At 61.3% G+C, this 16,153-nt stretch carries 15 protein-coding genes; 11 read left to right on the top strand and 4 right to left on the bottom strand.

Annotated features, from left to right (window positions below):
• Positions 1 to 3: 3 nt before the first annotated feature.
• Positions 4 to 555, top strand: a complete 552-nt coding sequence (locus AC07OT_RS19680) for a GNAT family N-acetyltransferase (protein WP_495108840.1) — start codon at positions 4 to 6, stop codon at positions 553 to 555.
• 27 nt (positions 556 to 582) lie between these two features.
• Here AC07OT_RS19680 and AC07OT_RS19685 read toward each other — a convergent pair whose 3' ends face one another.
• The gene (locus AC07OT_RS19685) at positions 583 to 1,509 is read right to left on the bottom strand and encodes a carbon-nitrogen hydrolase family protein (RefSeq protein WP_495108841.1); all 927 of its coding nucleotides are present in this window, start codon (positions 1,507 to 1,509) and stop codon (positions 583 to 585) included.
• 91 nt (positions 1,510 to 1,600) lie between these two features.
• Here AC07OT_RS19685 and AC07OT_RS19690 point away from each other — a divergent pair, with 91 nt between their 5' ends.
• Positions 1,601 to 2,521 (top strand): LysR family transcriptional regulator, encoded by a 921-nt coding sequence (locus tag AC07OT_RS19690; protein WP_495108898.1) that lies wholly within the window; start codon positions 1,601 to 1,603, stop codon positions 2,519 to 2,521.
• Here the strand turns inward: AC07OT_RS19690 and AC07OT_RS19695 are convergent.
• Entirely contained in the window at positions 2,493 to 2,747 is a 255-nt protein-coding gene (locus tag AC07OT_RS19695; protein ID WP_003190904.1) for a hypothetical protein, read from the bottom strand. The genes AC07OT_RS19690 and AC07OT_RS19695 overlap by 29 nt on opposite strands.
• Before the next feature lie 165 nt (positions 2,748 to 2,912).
• Here AC07OT_RS19695 and AC07OT_RS19700 point away from each other — a divergent pair, with 165 nt between their 5' ends.
• The gene (locus AC07OT_RS19700; protein WP_032887039.1) at positions 2,913 to 3,233 is read left to right on the top strand and encodes an ElaB/YgaM/YqjD family protein; all 321 of its coding nucleotides are present in this window, start codon (positions 2,913 to 2,915) and stop codon (positions 3,231 to 3,233) included.
• Positions 3,234 to 3,273: 40 nt separating this feature from the next.
• On the opposite strand, the gene AC07OT_RS19705 is transcribed toward AC07OT_RS19700, so the two are convergent.
• On the bottom strand, positions 3,274 to 4,308 hold the full coding sequence (locus tag AC07OT_RS19705) for an Ldh family oxidoreductase (RefSeq protein WP_253489636.1): 1,035 nt from the start codon (positions 4,306 to 4,308) through the stop codon (positions 3,274 to 3,276).
• 180 nt (positions 4,309 to 4,488) lie between these two features.
• Between AC07OT_RS19705 and AC07OT_RS19710 the strand changes: the two genes are divergently transcribed.
• Positions 4,489 to 9,648, top strand: coding sequence for a dermonecrotic toxin domain-containing protein (locus AC07OT_RS19710; protein WP_495108842.1), 5,160 nt, complete (start codon positions 4,489 to 4,491; stop codon positions 9,646 to 9,648).
• Between the two features lie 20 nt (positions 9,649 to 9,668).
• Here AC07OT_RS19710 and AC07OT_RS19715 read toward each other — a convergent pair whose 3' ends face one another.
• On the bottom strand, positions 9,669 to 9,938 hold the full coding sequence (locus AC07OT_RS19715; protein WP_027606443.1) for a PepSY domain-containing protein: 270 nt from the start codon (positions 9,936 to 9,938) through the stop codon (positions 9,669 to 9,671).
• Between the two features lie 142 nt (positions 9,939 to 10,080).
• On the opposite strand from AC07OT_RS19715, the gene AC07OT_RS19720 reads away from it, so the two are divergent.
• The 7 genes from AC07OT_RS19720 to fapF all read left to right on the top strand — a co-directional run bounded on the left by AC07OT_RS19720 (position 10,081) and on the right by fapF (position 16,096).
• Positions 10,081 to 11,076: a FecR family protein gene (locus AC07OT_RS19720; protein WP_495108843.1), complete on the top strand. Its 996-nt coding sequence runs from the start codon at positions 10,081 to 10,083 to the stop codon at positions 11,074 to 11,076.
• Positions 11,077 to 11,406: 330 nt separating this feature from the next.
• Entirely contained in the window at positions 11,407 to 11,856 is a 450-nt protein-coding gene (gene fapA, locus AC07OT_RS19725) for a fibril amyloid chaperone protein FapA (protein WP_065927885.1), read from the top strand.
• Positions 11,856 to 12,407, top strand: coding sequence for a fibril amyloid subunit FapB (gene fapB / locus AC07OT_RS19730; protein WP_495101605.1), 552 nt, complete (start codon positions 11,856 to 11,858; stop codon positions 12,405 to 12,407). The genes fapA and fapB overlap by 1 nt, the downstream gene beginning before the upstream one ends.
• A 67-nt stretch (positions 12,408 to 12,474) precedes the next feature.
• On the top strand, positions 12,475 to 13,218 hold the full coding sequence (gene fapC / locus AC07OT_RS19735; protein ID WP_495108844.1) for an amyloid-like fimbrin subunit FapC: 744 nt from the start codon (positions 12,475 to 12,477) through the stop codon (positions 13,216 to 13,218).
• Between the two features lie 61 nt (positions 13,219 to 13,279).
• Positions 13,280 to 13,960 (top strand): fibril amyloid maturation endopeptidase FapD, encoded by a 681-nt coding sequence (gene fapD / locus AC07OT_RS19740; protein ID WP_495108845.1) that lies wholly within the window; start codon positions 13,280 to 13,282, stop codon positions 13,958 to 13,960.
• Positions 13,961 to 13,998: 38 nt separating this feature from the next.
• Positions 13,999 to 14,742, top strand: coding sequence for a fibril amyloid subunit FapE (gene fapE, locus AC07OT_RS19745; RefSeq protein ID WP_065941236.1), 744 nt, complete (start codon positions 13,999 to 14,001; stop codon positions 14,740 to 14,742).
• Positions 14,743 to 14,791: 49 nt separating this feature from the next.
• Positions 14,792 to 16,096, top strand: coding sequence for a fibril amyloid transporter FapF (gene fapF, locus AC07OT_RS19750; protein ID WP_065941235.1), 1,305 nt, complete (start codon positions 14,792 to 14,794; stop codon positions 16,094 to 16,096).
• Positions 16,097 to 16,153: the final 57 nt, after the last annotated feature.

Here is a 16,153-nt window from a genome sequence, read left to right on the forward strand (position 1 = left end):
ACCATGCAACCGACACTCTTTACCGAACGCCTGATCCTGCGCCCGCTGACCCTGGACGATGCCGAAGGGATCCAGCAGCAATTCGCGCATTGGGACGTGGTGCGTTACCTCAACGCCCTGGTGCCGTGGCCCTACCCGGCTGACGGCGCGCGCACCTACCTGGAGCACATCGCCCTGCCCGCCATGGCCCGTGGCGAGGAATGGCACTGGTCGCTGCGCCTGAAAAGCGCGCCTGGACAGTTGATTGGTAACGTCAGCTTGATGGACGAGCAGGATAACAACCGCGGGTTCTGGCTGGGGCCGCAATGGCAGGGGCAAGGGTTGATGGCCGAAGCCAGCGCGGCGGTGACCGACTACTGGTTCGGCGTGCTCAAGCGCCCTGTGTTGCGGGCGCCCAAGGCCGCACCCAACCTGGGCTCACGGCGGATTTCCGAGCATACGGGCATGCGTTTGATCAGGACGGATGAAGGTGAGTTTGTGGCAGGCACTTTCCCACGGGATATCTGGGAAATGACCCGCGAGGAATGGCTGGAAAACCAATCCTCTAAACGCTGAGGGGCCCTGCCACATTTCCACCGGCTTTCAGTCGGTGATATAGCGCACACCTGGCTTGGCGCGCTCATCCACCACCAGCTCGAACACATCCGGGCGGGCGTAATGCCCCACCACGTCATAGTCGTACCGCGCTCGCACCAGGTCATCGGTGTTGATCTGCGCCGTCAGCAGCCCGGCCTCCCCCACCAGTGGCCCGGCGAGGATGTCGCCCATGGGGCCGACAATCACGCTGCCGCCGGCGATCAACGGGCGTTCTGCAGGCCAGTTGGCGACCTCGATGCCCAGTGCCTGGGGCGAGGCCTGCACCTGGCACGCGCTGACCACAAAGCAACGCCCTTCATGCGCCACATGACGCATGCTCACCTGCCACATCTCGCGCTCATCCACCGTCGGCGCGCACCATACCTCGACGCCCTTGGCGTACATCGCGGTGCGCAGCAGCGGCATCATGTTTTCCCAGCACACCGCACCGCCGATGCGTCCTACCGCCGCGTCGATCACCGGCAAGGTCGAGCCGTCGCCCTTGCCCCAGATCAGCCGCTCGGTGCCGGTGGGCATCAGTTTGCGGTGCTTGGCCACCAGGCCGCCGGTGGGTTCGACATACAACACCGTGCAATACAAACTGCTGCCACTGCGCTCGATCACACCCAGCACCAGGCTGGCGCCGGTACGTGCCGACAGGCCGGCCAGGGCCTCGGTCTCGGCGCCCGGCACATCGATGGCGTTGGCAAAGTAGCGGGCAAAGGCTTCGCGGCCTTCGGGCAGGCGATAGCCCAATTGGGTGCCGAATCCTTCACCTTTGGGATAGCCACCGAGCAGCGCTTCGGGCATCACCACCAATTGCGCGCCGCTGCGCAGGATCTCGTCTTCATAGGCGAGGATTTGCGCCAGGGTGTCGGCCTTGCCGCCAGGCAGGGAACCGATTTGCAGGGCCGCCACAGTAGAAACGGGCATCACGATCACTCCAGATAAGGGGGGTTGCCCATTTTCTCGCCAGGCTCGATCATGAATAAAGCCCACCTCAGTGCTGAATGATATGAGCCAGATGAATATCGCCCAGGTCGACCTGAACCTGCTGAAAACCTTCGAAGCCCTCCACGATGAGTCCAGCGCCAGCCGCGCGGCGTTGCGCCTGGGTGTCACGCAGTCGGCCATCAGTGCAGGCCTGCGACGTCTGCGCGACGTCTATGGCGACCAACTGTTTGTGCGTACCGGCCGTGGCCTGGCGCCGACGCTGCGGGCCAACCAATTGAAACCGGTGATCAGCGAGGCGCTGGAGCGCTGTCGGCAAAGCCTGGCGATGGTCAATCCGAACAACCCGAACTATCAAGGCCGCTCGGTGGTGGTGGGCCTGTCCGACGACTTCGAGATTGCCTATGGCCGCCGCTTGATGGACGCCATCGCACAGCGCTTGCCGAAGCTGCGGGTGATCTTTCGCCAGACCCATAGCCAGATCGTCGCCGGCGCCCTGCTCGATCGCACCCTGGACCTGGCAATCACTGCGGGCGGCTTTGCGCAAAGCCGGTTGAGTCGGCAGGTAGTGGGAGAGGGGGATTATCGCTGCGTCGTGGACCCACGCAGCCTGGCGCCGGGCCAGGGCAGCCTCAGCCTGGATGAATTTGTCACCCGCGAGCATGTGCTGGTGTCGTCAGGCGGGTTCATCGGCATCACCGACGAAGGGCTGGCGGCCCAGGGCCTGAGCCGCCAGGTGTGCGCCTCGACCAGTCATTTTGCCGCACTGCCGTTTCTGCTCAAGGGCAGCCAGGCGGTGGCGACCATTCCCGGGCATGCGGCGCAGGCCATCGCCGAGATGACCGGCCTGCGGGTATTGCCCTGCCCGCTGGCGCTGCCGCGCTACCCGGTGGAACTGGGTTGGCGCACCCAGGCCCAGCTTGATCCGATGTTGCTTAAAGTACGCGAAGCGATTGCCGCCGGTTTTACTTCGCCGCCGCCATCAACTTGTTGACTTCGCTGCGCACCATGTTGGAAAACTCCGGCGGCGACATGCCGTCCAGTTCGGCGCGGACCCATTCGGCCCACTTGCCCTTGCGCTTGGCGCGCTCACCGAACAACCGCGCGGCTTCGCCCTTGGCCTTGCCCAGGTTGGTTTGCCACAGGTCGTAGAGGCGGGACTTTTCATCTTCCAGCTCGGCGCGCTCGGCGAGGGTTTTGTTGGCGAGATTGAAGCTCATGTTGAAATTCCTGCTGCACAAATAGTCGACATCTTACACTGTAGGCCGAATTTTCCGGATTCGGATTTCGTTCGCCAGTGCCGACCCGGCAAAAAAACTGCAACTTTTGCCACCGCCCGGCACTCCATTGTTCACTGTCACATTCACCTGCAAGGAGTCACACCCATGGCCCGCAAAACTGCCGCCCAAGCTGTTGAAGATCAAATCAAGGATCAAGCATTCAGTGAACTGACGGCCCTGATCGAAGAATCGGACAAGCTGCTCAAAAGCAGCGCTGCCCTGGTGGGCGAAGAAGGCGAAACCCTGCGCGAACAGGTCGCCATCAAACTCAAGCAGGCACTGGACTCGGTATCCAACGTGCGCGAGCGCAGCAAGCCGGTGGTCGATGCCACCGAAACCTACATCGGTGGCCATCCATGGCAGACCGTGGCCATCTCCGCGGGCTTTGGCCTGGTGGTTGGCCTGCTGCTGGGTCGCCGTAACTGACCGACACATGCCCGTAGCAGCTGACGAGCCTCGTCAACTGCTACGTAGCCCAGTCCCGCAGTTGGTTCAGCGCTTCCAGATCCACCACCACGCCCTCCTCCAACGACTTCGCCCGTGTGCGATGACGTCGATCCCCCGGCAAGCGCCGCAATCCCGCCGCATGCATCTGCCGCACCAGTTCCTGGCTGCGCTCGGCGAAGCTTTGCCCGGCGGTTTTGCTCGGATCGATCACAATCAGCAATTGCCCGGTCCAGGGCGTACGTGCGCCGGGGTGATCGGCCCAGTTGAACTCGAAGGAAAAGTTACCTCCCGTCAGGGCCGCCGCCAGCAATTCGACCATCATCGACAACGCCGAGCCCTTGTGCCCGCCAAAGGGCAACAACGCGCCGCCTTCCAGCACAGCCTTGGGGTCGGTGGTGGGCTGGCCGAGGCTGTCGACCCCCATGCCCGGCGGCAAGCGCTCACCCTTGCGCGCGGCAATCTGCACGTCGCCGTGGGCGATGGCGCTGGTGGCCAGGTCGAACACAATCGGCAAGCCGTCGGCACGCGGCGCGGCAAAGGCGATGGGGTTGGTGCCGAACAGCGGCCGGTCGGCGCCATGGGGCACCACGCAGGTCATGCTGTTGACCACGCTCAGCGCCACCAATCCTTGCTCGGCGAAGGGTTCGACATCCGGCCACAAGGCCGCGAAGTGATGGGAATTGTGGATCGCCAGCAGTGCGATACCGGCACTGCGAGCCTTATCCACCAGCAGCGCGCGCGCCGCTTCAAGGGCCGGCTGGGCAAATCCGTTGCCGGCGTCCACCCGTACAAAGCCGGACGCCACGTCGGTGACCACCGGCACCGCCTTGCCATTGACCCAGCCACTGGCCAACGTGCTGAGGTAACCGGGGATGCGGAAAATGCCGTGGCTATGGGCGCCGTCGCGCTCGGCACTGGCGCAATTGCGCGCCAGGATTTCGGCCACTTCCGGCGCGGTGCCGTGCTTCACGAATACCGCACTCAGCAACCTCACCAGGTCGTTGAAACCGATGAGGGTTGTGGCGTTGTCGACTATCGGGGACTGGGCAGGCATCTGTAGCTCCGATTTTATAATTGGAAGAGACAACAAGAATCCAGGCCGATGATTAAACAACGCCTGCCGTGCCTGCTGTCAACGGGCGCTTGCGATCTGCACCAGTTATCTACCGCCCTCCACGTGATGCCTGCACCTACTTTGGAGCCTCCTACGCGCCATACAGATGGAGAGTGCAGCATGGCAAACGTCACCCCGCCCTATTTCTTCGAAGAGCTGTTGCGCCCGGACCGACGCAAGGAGCCGACGGAACGGGAGCGTGCGCTCGGGTTCACCGTCAAGGACCTTGATTGGCTGAACACGCTGTATTACGCCACTGACGCGATACGCATGGCACCGACGGAAAACGGCTATCCCATGCGGGTGGAAAGGCTGCTGGTGGGCCTCGCCGGCCAACCTGCCATCCCATTGGCCGGCGCCTTCATGATGAGCCCGACACCTGACGAGGCCAAGGCCGTACTCTATACGCCCTATGCCGGCCTGGAGCTGTTCGCGAGCCACGCCGGCCTGCTCGATGCACTCGGCGACCGGCTGGCGCAACCGCAGCACCGCGCCGATCTGCTGGGGTTCCTGTCGATCGGCGAACGTGATGCGCTGCCGGCACACACCCGACTGACAGTCACCACCGCCGTGATCCAGGGCGCAGTGATGGAGGACCAGGAACGCGTGATCCTCGCGGCCCAGCAGAAAAATGTGCTGGCGATGTTCGCCGAGCTGCGCAAACTCCCCAGCCTGCGCGAGATGCTCGACACCTTGCTCGGCATCATGGCCCGCACCTATTTTCCAGGGGTGAACCAGAGCAACACCCGGGTGAACTTCTTCCGCCGTGCGGCCACGGCCGAGGACATGCACTGGGTCGCCTCCGAGCCGTTGCGGGATGCGCTGTTGCGCTTCTATGTGCAGCAGGCCTGGCCCACGGACCAGACCCACACGTATTTCAACATCGGGCATGACACCCGTGCCTTCAGCGCCGAGCAACTGGCCCAGGAGCAACAGCGCTGGGACAGCGTGGTCGAACAAACCGCCAGCATTCTTTCGAAGTTATTGAACAGCCTGCTGCAAACCTACTGGAACGAAGACTTCAAGGATGGCCAGTCGCGCGTGCGCTTCTTCAGCCGGGTCATGGCTGACAAGTTTCGCGCCGACCGGTTGTTCAAACACCAGGCAACGATCCTCAGCAGCGCTGAAAGCCTGCGGCTGCGCACGGTATTCCTTCCGGACCAGGCCGCGCGCAAAGCCGTTGACAGCCAGCTGAACATCGAAAAAGTGCGGGTGCATGCGCCTTTTCAGCATGACGTCGAGCTGGCCAGCACCCTGATGATCAGCACTACCCACGCGTACCTCTACACCCAATCCCGTGGCTTGCAGGTACTCGCCGACCTCAAGGACCTCAACGACACCCTGCTGGCCATGCTCAAGACCGCGGGGCACGAAGACGAACTGCTCAATTTCCTGTCCATGGATGAGCGCAGCGTGTTCGTCGGCATGGATCAAATCCAGGTGACCGGAACACCTGTCGCCGGCGATGTGTTCCAGGAAACGGTCGAAGACATCGTCGCCAAACAGCTCGGCAACCTTGAGCATGCGCTGGGGCTTTATCGACGCAGCGCAGGCAACGTCGATCTGGCCGCCCTGCTCGACAGCGCCCTGGACATACGCAGCATGCTCGACACTCGGTTGCTGGAGCAGGAAAGCGACGGGCGCTGGTCCGTCCATCCGATTAGCAGCGGCAATGGCCGCCCCTCCACCGTCCAGGCAGAAAAAGCCAGGCTGCACCTGCAACGCCTGCAGGCGGTCGAAGCGGCAATGGCACGGGAGCGCAGCCAACTCCCAACCCTGCGCACCCTGGCCGCCCATGCCCTGCAGCTGGAGTTGAGCAGACGAAACCTGGACCTGCAGCCCGAAGACGTCTACATCAATACCTACCCCACCCAGGCCCAGGAGCGCGAAGAGCGCTTGCCCCAGGCGTCTTCGAGCATGGTCGAGCACTTTATCGCCCGCCTGGCCAGGCAAGCCGATGCCCTGCCCGCGTCCTACCTCACCTGGTTCTACGGCAAGCGCAGCGCCGGTGCCGCCTACAAACTGAACAACCTGACCCTCACGACCTTCAACGCGATCATCGACCAAGTGTTGAGCACGTTTGCCCGCAACGACCTGCGCAGCTTGCCGAACGTGCTGCTGGAAAATAACCAGGCGCACCTGAGCCAGGGCATGCTGCAAGGCCTGAACGGCGAAGCGCAACTGCGGGCGCTGAACAAGAGCCTGTCGCCCGCCGGCCTGGCGTTGCTGGACTGCACGCTCCAGGCCGACAGCATGACCCGCCTCACCCGCCATGGCTTGAACGGCTTTATCCCGGATGCGTTCGGCCTGACTGTCCGCATCGGCTCGGATGCCACGCCCCATGCCCTGGCCAATTGTTTTGTATTGACCGAACGTGGCGGCCTGGACGACGTGCATTCAGGCATGGCGCTGTTGTGGACGCCCCATGGCGGCTATGAAGCCTTTACATCGATCAAGGCCCTGCGCGATGACCTGGAGCAACGCCTGCAGGATCCCCGGCGGCGACTGCCCCTGATGGAAAACCTGCGCGTCTCCAAGCGCGTGCCCCATCAGGCCTGTCAGCTCGGCCCACTGCAACGTATCGACGATCACCTGCTGCATAACCGGCAACAGACCTACAGCGACTTCACCCGTGACGAGATCGATCATGTGTTCTCGATGGGACTGAAGGCCGCGCGTTTCCAGACCTGCCTGGACAACCTGATCCGCCGCGCGCCACCGAGCAACCTGCCCAGGGCCATCGCCATTGCGCACGCGCTGGTCCGCCAGCAGGCGCTACCGGTAGGGCTGGGCATGGCGCCACCCCATGAGCAAATCCTCCACGCCGAACTGCTGGAGCAATACCGCATCAGCGCACCGGACGCACGTGACTACCTGCACAGCATCACGCCGATGCGCAATGAAGCCCGGCGAGTGCTTGCGGAACTGCTCCATGCGCGTTTTCCGGGGCAAGTGGTCAATCCGGATAACGTATTGATACCTGGCCGTATCGACCTGAAAGGCAACACCCAGACCCTCACGGACTTTGCCTTGCGGCACTTGCCCGAACTCAGTGGCGACGCCATACGGCCACATTCGCGTACCGCCACGCCGTTGCCGGCGGCATTGGACGGCAACGCCATCGTGCAACTGGTACGCCAACTGGATTTGAAACGCCTCTACCAGGCCCGGCTTTCCCCCCTTCTCAAGGGCCAGACCGAAGAGGCCCGCGAGCGTCGTAGATTGTTCTGCCGGCAATTGCCCTGGCAATTGCTGCAATACGCCCATGGGCAAACCCTCGATGAGCGGCTGTCCGCCTCGGCCTGGAGCTTTATCCAGCAAGCCTTCGACATGCCCGATGCGGTGGCGCGGGCCGCCGTGCGTGGCGCGACCGCGATCGTTCGTCCGCTTGAGTTGATCGCCACCGAGGGCGCGGCGCGGGTCAAGGCGCTGGGCTGCTACCTGATCGGGCCGGCAGCCGGCGCCCGCGGCCCACTGGTCCTGTACGCGCCCTACAGTCCCAGGCATCTATTGCGCGAATACGCGGATGAAGCCGCACTGCTCCATGACTTCACCACCCCGGGCGCATTGCAGGATTGGATAGTCGGGCAGTTGGACGCGCCCCATCAAGCGACTTACCGCAACTTGCTGGGCGAGCATTGGAGCCATGGATTGTCCGAGATTCGTCTTGGCGTATCGCCCATCGGCGGCAACCTGCTGAACCAGTTGTTCGATGACAATAGCGAGATGCTGCTGCGGATGCTGGCCCGCCAATTCGAGCGATTGGGCAGCACCCAATGGGACGCGATCACCAGCTTGTTCAGCGAGGAAATCCCCAAGGGCCTGCAATTGCTCGCCGGCAAGCTCGCCTATCCGCTGGTGGTGTGGCGCAGCTATGAATTGTTCAAGGCCTCCGCTGAAGACCTGCAGCAACATCGCTGGCAACACGCGCTCAAGACCTTTGCCGCCGGGGTGGCCGAGCTGGCCTCCTTGCGCAGGGACATGGACAAGGCCTTTGCGCCGCCCTCACCCGCCAGGCCGGCCGACCTGGAGCAATGGCTGCAGGCTGCGCCGCCTGCCCCAGGCACTTTGGCCGACCTGGACCTGACCGCTCCCGGGCGTACCCATCTGCAAGCGTTTGAAAACCATGGGGTGGCCTTGGCTGATTTGAAGCAAGTTTCACCCAACAGCCCCTATCGAGATGAGACCGGCACCCGCGATTTTGTCGCGGTGGCAGGCAAGGTCTACCCGGTGAAAAAAGCCGGGCAACGCTGGCGCCTGAGCAACGGCGAGTTGCACGGCCCGTATGTACAACACCATGCCCAGGGCGGCTGGACACTGGACCTGGATCGACATCATCCACGCTACGGAAAAACCTTGAGTCGCTACACCGGCAGGGTGCAAACACGGGCGGCCGAGCGCGATGCCATCAATATCGAAGCGGCGGGCATGCGGGAAATTGCGGCGTTGTCGAGTTGGAAAGCCCAGTGCATCGATGAAGCGCTCAATGTCGCGACGTACTATGCGGTCAACTGCAAGCGCAACCTCCTGCACTTTGCCACGCACCTGGACCCCAACAGTCGCGCGGGGCGGTTTTTCAGTGAGTTGTTCGGCGTGATCACGCTGACCTCCGATCAAGTGCAAAGAGTCGAGCGACGCGTCGACGAACTGCTCGATGAGTTGACCAATCACACCCTGATCGGTCCCGACTCACAGCGTTTTGTCGCCGGCACCCATCGCTATAGCCCACACGACACGTTTGCCTTCGTGCTGCCCAATGACACGGAGCAGAAAATCTATTTGCTCGATCGCTTCTTCGACCCGCACATGGATATCTACCAAAACCGTCTGAACACGCCCTTCAACCTCTCTGCCCATGCACGGGCAACGGTGCTGATTCACGAAATCACCCACATCAAATCCTTGACCGAAGACCTGGCCTACCTGGACAGCATGCGGCCGTTCCACGACCTGATCAATGTCAGCATCCGCGGCGCCAGGCCGATGCAGACCGACCTGGCCGACCTGCGCGAGACCGCCTTGTCCACCCTCACGCCCGCCGCCCTGCTGTTCAAGACCTGGGACGATTTTTCCCAGGCATGGGAAGACTTCGGCAGCAATCGCGGGACCACACCGGCCAAGGACAAGGTGCTGAGCACCACCGGCACTCGCACCCTCAGTGATGCCCGTGCCATCTTCATGAGCGACGCCGATAAACGTATCGATACCATTCTGGCGAATGCCGACTCGGTGACCTACATGATCAGCCAACTCGGCCGGGAACTGGATGCGGGAGCCTGAACAGGCTCCCGGCGGGTCTATCAGTCTTTCTGGTCACGCAGGATATTGCCCGAAGCGCCATCGATGCGCGCTTCATACACGGTGCCGTCTGACTTGCGGCCCTTGACTTCCCAATAGCCGTTGTCATCGGCTTCGGCCGCGTAGACTTCGATGTAGCCGGCCTTGGTCTTGGCCACTTCAATCGCCTTTTCGATGGTGATCCAGCCCGCACCGGGCTTATCGGCCATAGCGGCGCCAGCACTGAGCAGCGCGGTGGTTGCACACAGGGCGGCTAAGGTTTTCTTCAGCATATTCGTACTCCATTGTGGGAATGTCCTGAATTTTTTAGGTCCTGGCAAATAAGAATAAGTTCCAATTGATGTGCAATCGCCATGACGCCTGTTCTCGCGGTCCACCTCGGGAGGTTAGAATGTGCGAAATCAGGATGAGTTAATGAGCGAAAAGTCCGTTTCAGAAGCCGAATATGACGCCATCACCGACGCTGCCGCGCATTGGTGCATGCGCCTGCACGCCAGTGATTGCACCGCGGATGAACGTCAGGCTTTTGCGCAATGGCATGACTCCCATCCACTGCACGCCTTTGAATACGCGGCCATGCTGGAAATCTGGGACGTCGCCGACCACCTGCCCCGCCACGAAATCCCGTCGGTGGTGGTGCCGTTCAAGCCGCGCAGCCGGCTGCGCACCTACGCGGTAGCGGCGGCGATCTGCCTGGTCGCCTTGCCCCTGGCCGCCTTCACTGGCTGGGAAGCCGGCTGGCTGCCGAGTTCCTATGAGCGCTTCCAGGCCGCCAATGGCTTGCGCCAAGTCACCCTGGGCGACGGCAGCGAGGTGGAACTCAACCTGGGCACCGAGCTGGTCTACAGCAACTACAAGGATCAGCGCCGCGTCACGTTGAACAAGGGCGAGGCGTTCTTCAAAGTCAGCCATGACAGCGCCCATCCGTTTATCGTGCACGCAGGCGAAGGCCAGGTGCGCGTCACGGGCACCCAGTTCAACGTCTGGAAGTATGAAGACCAGGTGCGGGTGATGTTGCTCGAAGGCTCGGTGCAGATTACCAGCGACCGGATTCACGGCAGCGTACCCCTGACGCCGGGAATGCAGGCCAGCTACCAACAGGGCGATGCAACGCCGCGCGTACAGGCAATCACCGCCAATGACCGTGCCCTGGCCTGGCGCCAGGGCAAGCTGGTGCTCGACAACCTGGCGCTGGTGGATGCGTTGCCGTTGATCAACCGCTACCTGAACAAACCGGTGATGCTGGCAGACGCCAACACCGGCACAATTCGCATCGGCGGCATCTACAACATCACCGAGGTCAATAACCTCATCCCCTCCTTGCCCAAGGTTTTGCCGGTCTACCTGACCCAGAACCAGGATGGCAACCCCGTACTCAATTCCATCCCGCGTAAATCCCCCAAAGGCTGAGCTTGCCCCCCCCCGGCTCGGGCGTCGTTGCGCCTGAAGTGTCCATTTTTGAAACACTCGACGCCTCTGGACCGCCCGTGCCGTGCGGATTCATCGTTTTGTCATACGCGGTGTTACAGCGCTGATACAGCGGGGGTGAATCGTTTGTGGTACGGCGCTGTGTGTATACCTGGGCAGCAGGTGTCTCAGCGCTGAAACAGCACTGACATCACTTTGCCCACAAATAACTCCAACCTATTGAATAACAACAATAAATAAAAAGCGGCACGGCTTCTGCTCTATCCCTTACAGCGCTGTTTAGGGTCAGCGCGACGAATAAGGAATGCCGCCATGGCCACACTCACTCAAGGTTCGATGAACGTGCTGCTGATCAGCTGTGTACTCAGCGTCGGCATCAGTGTTCCCAGCTTTGCAGAGGATGGTGTGATTGTGACAGGGCGCAACGTGCAGGCTCATATGTACGGCCGCGCCGCCTTCGGTAAAGACCCCTACCCCACCACCGCCAACGCCAACCCCAGCCGGGACATCATCGGTGCCACCGGCGAGCTCAGTGATATGGATATCGGCGGCATCAGCAGCGGCTCAAGCATTGTCCGCGCAGTTCAGACCAACGGCACCTTGACCGGCCTGCACGCCACACAGAACAGCATGTCCACCCTGGGGGCCGGCTCCGCCGCGGGCCACGGTGCGGGCAGCAGCATGGGCGGGCAGATCAGCGACTCGGTCCAGCGCGGCATGGCGCCGTTGAACAACATCGGCAGCATGCTGGGGGGCAAGTGATGAATCGTTCCCTGCTCGTTCTCGCCCTGCTGACCAGCGCCCCGGCATTCGCCGACGACACGGCGGTGATCCACAACAGCGGCCAACAATACCAAGGTGTCGTGTCGATCAACCAGGCGGCCGGCAACCAGCAACAAATGTCCAACAGCCGCGCCATCGCGCTCGGTGGCCAGGCCACCAACGTCAACATCCAGCGCCTCGACGGCAAGGTCGACCCGTCCCTGAACGCCAAGGCGGCGATCCAGGGCAGCTCATTTACCAACGGCAACGGTGTACTGGGCATCAACCAGTCCGCCGGGGCCAATAACCAAACGATCAATGCCGTGCGGATCAGCATCAACCCTGGCCCGCAAAGCATCGATGACAGCGTCCTGTTGCAACAGAACACCACGACGCTGGCAACCGACTCAGGGCTCACCCCCACCACTGGCAGCCGCCTTGTCGTTACAAGCGACCAGGCCTTCACAGGCAGCCGAGGAGTGATTCAGGTGAACCAGAGTGCCGGGGTGGGGAACCGAGTGGCTAACACCCTGGGCATCACTATCAAGTAAACGCTTGGTAGCCCTCGTTAGACCGTACCAACACTTAACCAACTAATTAGAAGCAAGGAGAAACACCATGAAACCTCAAATGGCTCTGAAACCACTGGTTTTCGCTCTGGCCGCACTCATGGCTGCTGCTGCTCAAGCAGGTGGTGGCTGGCACCCTGCGCCTCAACCCACCGGTGTGGTTGCCTCTGTGGTGACCGATGTACAAAACAGCGGCGGCAACAAGTTCGATGACACCAAGACCGAAAACAATGCCTCTGCCGATAACTCGGTCAATGGCAACAGCGGTAACACTGGGGTCAACGTTCAGTCAGGCAGTGGTAACCAAGCCGACAACTCCGGCGCCATCTCCAGTGCCAAAGGTGACTTTGCAACGGTATTCGCGGTTGTCGATGTCAATCAAAACAGCGCGCTGAACAACTTCGTCAACAAAGGCACCCAGAACAACGCCTCTGCGGATAACTCCCTTAACGGTAACTCCGGCAACCTGGGTTACAACGGCCAGGCCGGTCAAGGCAACCAGGGTAAAAACAACCTGGCAATCACCACCGCTGATGGCAAAAACATTGCTGCGGCCGCCAACACCGAGCAAAACTCGCTCGCCAACAACTACCTCAATGCCGCGGCTACCGGGTATGGCCACCATGGCGGCAAACCACAATACGTGTCGAACAACTCCAGCCTCGACAACTCGGTTAACCGCAACTCCGGCAACGTGGGTGTGAACCTGCAATCCGGCTCGGGCAACCAAGGCAGCAACAGCCTGTCGATCGGTCAAGGTTGCAGCGTCTGCGCCAGCGGCGTGCGCTTCTGATCCAACGGGGCCTTGGCAACAAGGCCCTTTTTTATTCCAGTGTCCAGCAGGTCACATGATCATGCGCCTCGCGACCCTCACCCTCCTGATGCTGCTCACCGGCCCGACCTGGGCAGGCACCATGGCGATCTCCGCCCTGCCTGGCGGTGCAGTGATCTACAAGAAGGTCGAGAGTATTCGTGAACGCCGGTTCGCCAACCTGGTGGAACAGAAAACCGATTTCAGCTGCGGCGCCGCGGCACTCGCTACCATTCTGCGCCAGGGTTATTGGCTGGATGTAGACGAAGATCACGTCATCAAAGGCATGCTGGTCAATGCCGACCAGGACCTGGTGCGCACCCAGGGCTTTTCCATGCTGGACATGAAGCGCTACCTCGAAAGCATCGGCATGCGCGCCCGGGGCTACAAAATCGCGCCAGACACACTGGTCACCGTAAAGATCCCCGTGGTGGTCCTGCTGGAAATTCGTGGCTACAAGCACTTCGTGGTGATGCAGCGGGCCGACAAGGACTGGGTCTATATCGGCGACCCGGTACTGGGCCATAAGCGCTATTCCCATGATGACTTCGTCAAGGGCTGGAACGGCATCGTGTTCGCCGTGCTGGGTGAAGGTTATGACAAGGCCAATGCCCTGCTCGACCCACCCACACCACTGACCGCCAAGAACCAGTTGAACCAGTTCAGGCCCGTAGGCGATGCCGAGTTGATGGATTTCGGTTTTATCCAGAGCGACTTCTTCTAAGAAGCGCAATAAGGGGCAGGACGCTCCAGGAGCAAAAGATGAACACTTCCCGTTGGCTGACGGTCTTGTGTCTGGCAGCCTCAATGCCCGCTTATGCTTCGTCGGGGTTCAAACCCATCGAGCTCAAGGATTCGGAAATGGCCGACCTGCGCGGTCGTTACGTGATGCCGGGGCGAATCATCAGCTTCGGCATTGTCATGAGCAGCACCTGGACCAACGCCGTGGGTGACAGCATCACCGGCAAGGCCAGTATGCAGATCGATTCGTCGACCGTTACCCCGCAATTCTATGTACAAACCACCGGCTCGACCGGCAACGGCACGAATCCGAATACCGGCACCGGCACGGTTACCGGCGGGGCAGGCCTGGGCAGCGGCCAGGGTGTGACACAAAGCGTGCGCACCGCCGGCGATGGCAACACCGCCTACAACAATGTGGGCATCACCGTCGAGAACGGCTTTGCGCCCTCCAACATCGTGCAATCAGGGCAAGTGCTGGTCGCCGGCGGTACGGTGACCGGTGACAGCGCGGCAGGCCGCGTAAGCGTGTCGGCCAACAACGGTGGCTTGCAGATGGCGATCCAGGCCAACCACAACCAGGGCAACAGCCTGCAGCAAATCGGCGGCGGGAATGTGCTGCAAGGCACGGTGCTGACCGGCAACACTAACTTCGTCAACAACATGACCCAACTTAACGTAGTAATGAATAACAACGGTTTGAACAACGGTGCATTGAACTGCAATCTGGATCAACTCAAAGCCCTACGCACGCTCGGTTATTGAACTACGCTGACCGTCGACACTTACGCATTAGAAAAGGACGGCTTATTTCATGCATCGATCGTTATCGCTCCGTGCTGTGATCTGTTTAAGTACGCTCTTGCCCGCATCCGTTCTGTATGCAGCGCCAGATAGCGACATCGAAACCCTCAAGCAGGAACTTCTGGAACTCAAGCAGCGGTACGAAGTGCAGCAAAAAGCGCTGGCCGTGCTGGAGCAGCGCGTGCGTCAGGTCGAAGACCAACCGGCCACCCCGGCCCCCAAACGCTTGGCCAAGTCGCCAGCAGACTTTCAAAAAGCCAACGGCACCACCGTCGCGGGCACGGGGGCCGCAGCGGCTTCCGGTGGTGCGGGGGGCGGCGGCAGTTCCTACGGCCAGTCTCTCAAGGATGATTCGGCCCCGGCGCAAAGCGTCAGTAACCTCTATAACGAAGCCAGCGGCTTTTTCGGCAACGGCAAGTTCAGCTTCGAAACCGGCGTTACCTATGCCCGTTACGACGCCCGTCAGTTGACCCTCAACGGGTTCCTGGCGCTGGACTCGATTTTCCTCGGCAATATCAACCTGGACCGGATCAAGTCCGATAACTGGACCCTGGACCTGACCGGGCGCTACAACGTCGATAACCGTTGGCAGTTCGACGTGAACGTGCCGGTGGTGTACCGCGAGTCGACTTACCAGTCTGCCGGTGCCGGCAACAACGGCACCGCCACATCGGAACAGTCGGTCACCCGCGACCCGACCATCGGCGACGTCAACTTCGGCGTGGCCTACAAGTTCCTCGACGAAACCCCCACCCTGCCGGACGCCGTGGTGTCGGTGCGGGTCAAGGCGCCCACCGGCAAAGAACCGTTTGGTATCAAGCTGATCAATACACCCGGCAACGACAACCTGTTCGTGCCGGAAAGCCTGCCTACGGGCAATGGCGTGTGGTCGATCACACCGGGCATTTCCCTGGTCAAGACCTTCGATCCTGCGGTGTTATTCGGCTCGCTGTCCTACACCCATAACTTCGAAGAATCCTTCGATGACATCAGCAGTGACGTCAACCAGAAGGTCGGCGGCAAGGTCAGCCTGGGCGACAGCTTCCAGTTCGGGGTCGGCGTGGCCTTTGCCCTCAACGAGAAGATGAGTATGTCGTTCTCGGTGTCCGACCTGGTGCAGCGCAAGAGCAGGCTCAAGCCCAACGGCGGCGACTGGCAATCGGTGGTTTCCAGCGATGCCAACGCCGGTTATTTCAACGTGGGGATGACCATTGCCGCGTCGGATAACCTGACCATCGTGCCGAACCTGGCAATCGGCATGACAGACGATGCGCCGGACTTTACGTTCAGCCTGAAATTCCCGTATTACTTCTAACCCGACCGCTACAGAATCCGGTGCACAAGGAAAAGCCCCGCAACGATAAGGGTCGTT

This window comes from Pseudomonas sp. GW821-FHT09C10, assembly GCF_059418085.1.

Bases quoted from the DNA above. Each gene is read 5' to 3' on its own strand.
- AC07OT_RS19680 (WP_495108840.1), top strand. From the start codon at position 4: ATGCAACCGACACTCTTTACCGAACGCCTGATCCTGCGCCCGCTGACC.
- AC07OT_RS19685 (WP_495108841.1), bottom strand. From the start codon at position 1,509: ATGCCCGTTTCTACTGTGGCGGCCCTGCAAATCGGTTCCCTGCCTGGC.
- AC07OT_RS19690 (WP_495108898.1), top strand. From the start codon at position 1,601: ATGAATATCGCCCAGGTCGACCTGAACCTGCTGAAAACCTTCGAAGCC.
- AC07OT_RS19695 (WP_003190904.1), bottom strand. From the start codon at position 2,747: ATGAGCTTCAATCTCGCCAACAAAACCCTCGCCGAGCGCGCCGAGCTG.
- AC07OT_RS19700 (WP_032887039.1), top strand. From the start codon at position 2,913: ATGGCCCGCAAAACTGCCGCCCAAGCTGTTGAAGATCAAATCAAGGAT.
- AC07OT_RS19705 (WP_253489636.1), bottom strand. From the start codon at position 4,308: ATGCCTGCCCAGTCCCCGATAGTCGACAACGCCACAACCCTCATCGGT.
- AC07OT_RS19710 (WP_495108842.1), top strand. From the start codon at position 4,489: ATGGCAAACGTCACCCCGCCCTATTTCTTCGAAGAGCTGTTGCGCCCG.
- AC07OT_RS19715 (WP_027606443.1), bottom strand. From the start codon at position 9,938: ATGCTGAAGAAAACCTTAGCCGCCCTGTGTGCAACCACCGCGCTGCTC.
- AC07OT_RS19720 (WP_495108843.1), top strand. From the start codon at position 10,081: ATGAGCGAAAAGTCCGTTTCAGAAGCCGAATATGACGCCATCACCGAC.
- fapA (WP_065927885.1), top strand. From the start codon at position 11,407: ATGGCCACACTCACTCAAGGTTCGATGAACGTGCTGCTGATCAGCTGT.
- fapB (WP_495101605.1), top strand. From the start codon at position 11,856: ATGAATCGTTCCCTGCTCGTTCTCGCCCTGCTGACCAGCGCCCCGGCA.
- fapC (WP_495108844.1), top strand. From the start codon at position 12,475: ATGAAACCTCAAATGGCTCTGAAACCACTGGTTTTCGCTCTGGCCGCA.
- fapD (WP_495108845.1), top strand. From the start codon at position 13,280: ATGCGCCTCGCGACCCTCACCCTCCTGATGCTGCTCACCGGCCCGACC.
- fapE (WP_065941236.1), top strand. From the start codon at position 13,999: ATGAACACTTCCCGTTGGCTGACGGTCTTGTGTCTGGCAGCCTCAATG.
- fapF (WP_065941235.1), top strand. From the start codon at position 14,792: ATGCATCGATCGTTATCGCTCCGTGCTGTGATCTGTTTAAGTACGCTC.